Here is a 4142-nt window from a genome sequence, read left to right on the forward strand (position 1 = left end):
CGGCTTAACAGTAGATCTCCCCTTTATTGTTGCCCGCAAAAATAATATTGTGGAACAGTTCCGCCAGGGAACCGCCAAAGGATTGCAAACAGAGGGCGTCACCGTCTTCATAGGAAGTGCGGCATTCACAGATAACAAAACCATCAAAGTTACAGGCCATAAAGGAGACGAAAATATCCTCACCGCAGATCATATTTTCATTAATACCGGCACTACACCCAACATCCCGCCCATTCCGGGTTTGACAGACGTACCTTATCTCACATCTACTACCATCCTGGATGAAGTAGTAATTCCTAAATCACTGATTATCCTGGGTGGCAGTTACATTGCCCTGGAAATGGGACAACTCTATAAACGTTTAGGCAGCGCCGTTACCATCATAGAAACCGCGCCACAACTCGTGGCCAAGGAAGATCCGGATGTAGCAGCCGTGATTAAGAAAATGCTGGAATCGGAAGATCTCCTGGTATACACCGATACACAGACAGAACGTATCAGTAAAACAGGGAAAACGATCCACGTAGATATTGTGACCGATACCAACCGGGAAACACTCACGGCCACGCATATACTGGTAGCCACCGGCCGCCGGCCACAAACACCGGCATTACAGCTACGGCATACCAACATACTTACGGATGAAAAAGGATATATCCAGGTAAATGATCGGCTGGAAACAAGTGAGCCCGGCGTATACGCAATAGGTGATGTAAAAGGCGGCCCCGCATTCACGCATATTTCTTATAATGATCATCTTATTATCTATAAAAATCTGTTTGAAAATGCTACCTTATCAGCCAAATCAAGACAGGTACCCTATTGCATGTTTACCGATCCTCAACTGGGTCGTATAGGCATGACCGAAAAAGAAGCATTAAAAGAAGGAATACCTTTCAAGGTGGCCTGTCTGAATATGGACAAAGTAGCGAGGGCTATAGAAACCGGACAAACAAGGGGCTTCATGAAAGCGCTGGTACATGAACATACCAATGCTATACTTGGAGCTGCTATTATAGGCCCGGAAGGTGGTGAAATTATGTCACTCCTGCAAATGGCCATGCTGGGAGGTATTACGGCCTCACAACTCCGTGAAATGGTGTTCGCACATCCGCTATATGCCGAATCGTTGAACAACCTATTTATGACCCTGGAAAAATAGGCTCCAACTTGAGCAAGTTTTTCCCCATATCATCCTATAAAACAAATGATTAAACTGGATCATGTTTCAAAAAGTTTTGGCCAGCAAAAAAAAGCGGTAGATGATATTTCCTTCGAAGTGCGCGAAGGAGAAACACTGGTATTGCTGGGCACCAGTGGTTGTGGTAAAACCACCACCCTGCGCATGATCAACCGGCTACTGGAACCTGATAGCGGTCACATCTATGTAAATGGCAAAGAAATAAGACAGCTCTCTCCGGAATTACTCCGTCGCAATATTGGTTATGTACTCCAAAACACCGGCTTGTTTCCTCATTACACCGTTGGTGAAAACATTGGAATAGTGCCTTCACTCCTGAAATGGGATAAAGCACGTATCCGGGAACGCACCATCACGTTAATGGATAAACTCCGGCTGCCGGCAGCAGATTATGCCACGGTATATCCGCATCAACTCAGTGGCGGACAACAACAACGCGTTGGGCTGGCCCGTGCGCTGGCCGCCGATGCGCCGGCACTGCTGATGGACGAACCTTTCGGCGCACTGGACCCACTGACCCGTATCAGCGTAAGAAAAGAATTCAAAGCCCTCGACGAAATCAACAATAAAACGATCATCCTGGTCACACATGATATAGAAGAAGCTTTTGAACTGGGCAATCGTATCTGTCTCATGAACGAAGGCCGTATTCAGCAACTGGGCGCACCCGCCGAACTGCTCTTTCATCCGGCCAATGACTTTGTCAGATCCTTCCTGGATCCTCAACGATTACAACTGGAGCTGAAAGCCCTGAAAATAAAAGACCTCTGGTCATGGATCCCGGCCCGCCACGAATCCGGCGGCGCCACTTCGCTCACTGCCGAAAATACCTGCTGGGATGCACTGGAAGCCATGACTTCCCGACCAGTTGCAGTTGTATATCATCAGGAACAAAGAATAATGGACGGGAATGGACTAATGGCGGCCATAGCTGCCTACAAAAAATAATACTACCGCATGGAAGCATCGGAAACACTATTTGATTTCATACAACAACAATCCGGCAAACTGCTGGAACAAACCCTTACGCATACCGGTCTTACTTTTATATCTGTATTGCTGGCAGTGGCCATCGGTGTACCCGCCGGCATCCTGATTACCCGAAAAAAAAGATGGGCAGCCTGGGTACTGGGCTTTGCAGGTATTATGCAAACCATTCCCAGTATTGCCTTACTCGGATTTATGATCCCCCTGCTGGGCATAGGTCCAAAACCAGCCATTGTAGCACTGTTCCTCTACGCCTTATTACCCATTATACGTAATACCTTCACCGGTATCAACGGCGTAGACCCCAGCATTACAGATGCCGCTACAGGCATGGGACTCAGCAAAAGACAACTCCTGTATAAAGTGCAGCTGCCACTGGCGCTACCCGTTATCATGGCTGGCATACGCACCGCCACCGTGATTAATGTAGGCGTGGCTACCCTCGCAGCTTACATCGCTGCCGGCGGACTCGGAGAATTCATTTTCGGGGGTATCGCCCTCAATAATACCAATATGATGCTGGCCGGCGCCATCCCCGCAGCATTACTGGCTATTCTCTTCGACTGGCTCCTCTCGCTGCTACAACATATCAATATCCGCAAAGCCCGTAAAACATTATACCTGCTCCCCGCCATCTTCGTGGTACTGTCTTCTTTCTACCTGATACCGGATACTTACAACGGAAAAATGCTGGCTGGTTTTACACCGGAATTTATGGGCCGCAAAGATGGTAACCTCGGACTGAAATCAGTATACGGCCTGCATATCCGTACCCTCGTGATCAGCGACATGATCATGTACAAAGCGGCCTATGAAAAAAAGCTGGATGTTATCAGCGGAAGCAGTACGGATGGCAGGGTAAAAGCTTTTGATCTCTTAGTATTGGAAGATGATAAACACATCTTCCCTCCCTACTACGCTGCCCCTATTGTACGCAATGAAACACTCCAAAAATATCCGGAACTGGAGCCGGCATTGAATCGTTTGTCTGGTACAATTAATGATAGCATTATGACGGATCTGAATTACCGCGTAGACTATCTTAAACAAAATCCGGAGAAAGTAGCCAAAGATTTTCTGGTCGCACAAAAATTATGGAAAACACCCGGCACCGGTGCAAAAGGAAATATTCGCATCGGCTCTAAAATATTTGGAGATGGCTATATTTTGGCCAATATGTACAAAATGCTGATAGAAGGATACACAGATTTATCAGCAGTTACCAAAACAGGTTTAGGCGGCACCAAAATAGTTTTCGACGCCTTAACCAATGATCAGATAGACATGTACCCGGAATATACCGGCACCGGCTTACTGGTGATATTGCAAACACCTCAACAGGTAACCGACAGCATTATCAGTGAGCCCCAAAAAGTATACGATTATGTGAGTACAGCATTTGAAAAACAATATGGCATCAAATGGCTGAAACCAATAGGATTCAATAATACCTACGCTTTGATGATGCGTAGATCAGCCGCCGAAAAATTACATATCAGCAGTATTTCTGCATTTACACATTATGTGAACCAACAGTAACGACCTGTAATTATGTTATTGAAAAAAGAATACGAAACCGTGCGCCGGCGAACAGAAAATATCTGCGCGCCGCTGAAAACAGAAGACTATGTAGTACAACCTATCGTGGATGTAAGTCCCCCTAAATGGCACCTGGGACACACTACCTGGTTTTTCGAAACATTTATACTGGCGCCTAACGCTAAAGGATATACGGTATTTGATCCGCAATACAATTATGTATTCAACAGTTACTACGAATCGATAGGCGCGCGCGTAATACGCACCAACCGTGGTAACCTCAGCCGTCCGGCCGTAGAAGACATTATGCGCTATCGTAAACATGTGGACGAAGCCATGATGGCATTTCTGGAAACGGAAGCACTCACGCCTGAGCTAACAGCCCTCTTTGTACTGGGCTTAAACCACGAAGAGC

4 protein-coding genes are annotated in these 4142 nt (G+C 46.6%); all 4 read left to right on the forward strand.

Features of this window, described 5'->3' with window-relative positions; all coding sequences use genetic code 11:
* Nucleotides 1–1162: FAD-dependent oxidoreductase (locus tag VIP81_RS08895; RefSeq protein ID WP_331958649.1), on the forward strand; the 1162-nt coding region annotated here is incomplete at its 5' end.
* Between the two features lie 45 nt (nucleotides 1163–1207).
* The gene (locus VIP81_RS08900; protein ID WP_331958652.1) at nucleotides 1208–2149 is read left to right on the forward strand and encodes an ABC transporter ATP-binding protein; all 942 of its coding nucleotides are present in this window, start codon (nucleotides 1208–1210) and stop codon (nucleotides 2147–2149) included.
* Between the two features lie 9 nt (nucleotides 2150–2158).
* Nucleotides 2159–3727: an ABC transporter permease/substrate-binding protein gene (locus VIP81_RS08905; RefSeq protein ID WP_331958655.1), complete on the forward strand. Its 1569-nt coding sequence runs from the start codon at nucleotides 2159–2161 to the stop codon at nucleotides 3725–3727.
* Nucleotides 3728–3739: 12 nt separating this feature from the next.
* Nucleotides 3740–4142, forward strand: a 403-nt coding sequence (locus tag VIP81_RS08910; protein ID WP_331958658.1) for a DinB family protein, incomplete at its 3' end; no start/stop codon positions are given.

The sequence above is a fragment of the Chitinophaga sp. genome, assembly GCF_036566945.1.
Lineage (GTDB): Bacteria > Bacteroidota > Bacteroidia > Chitinophagales > Chitinophagaceae > Chitinophaga.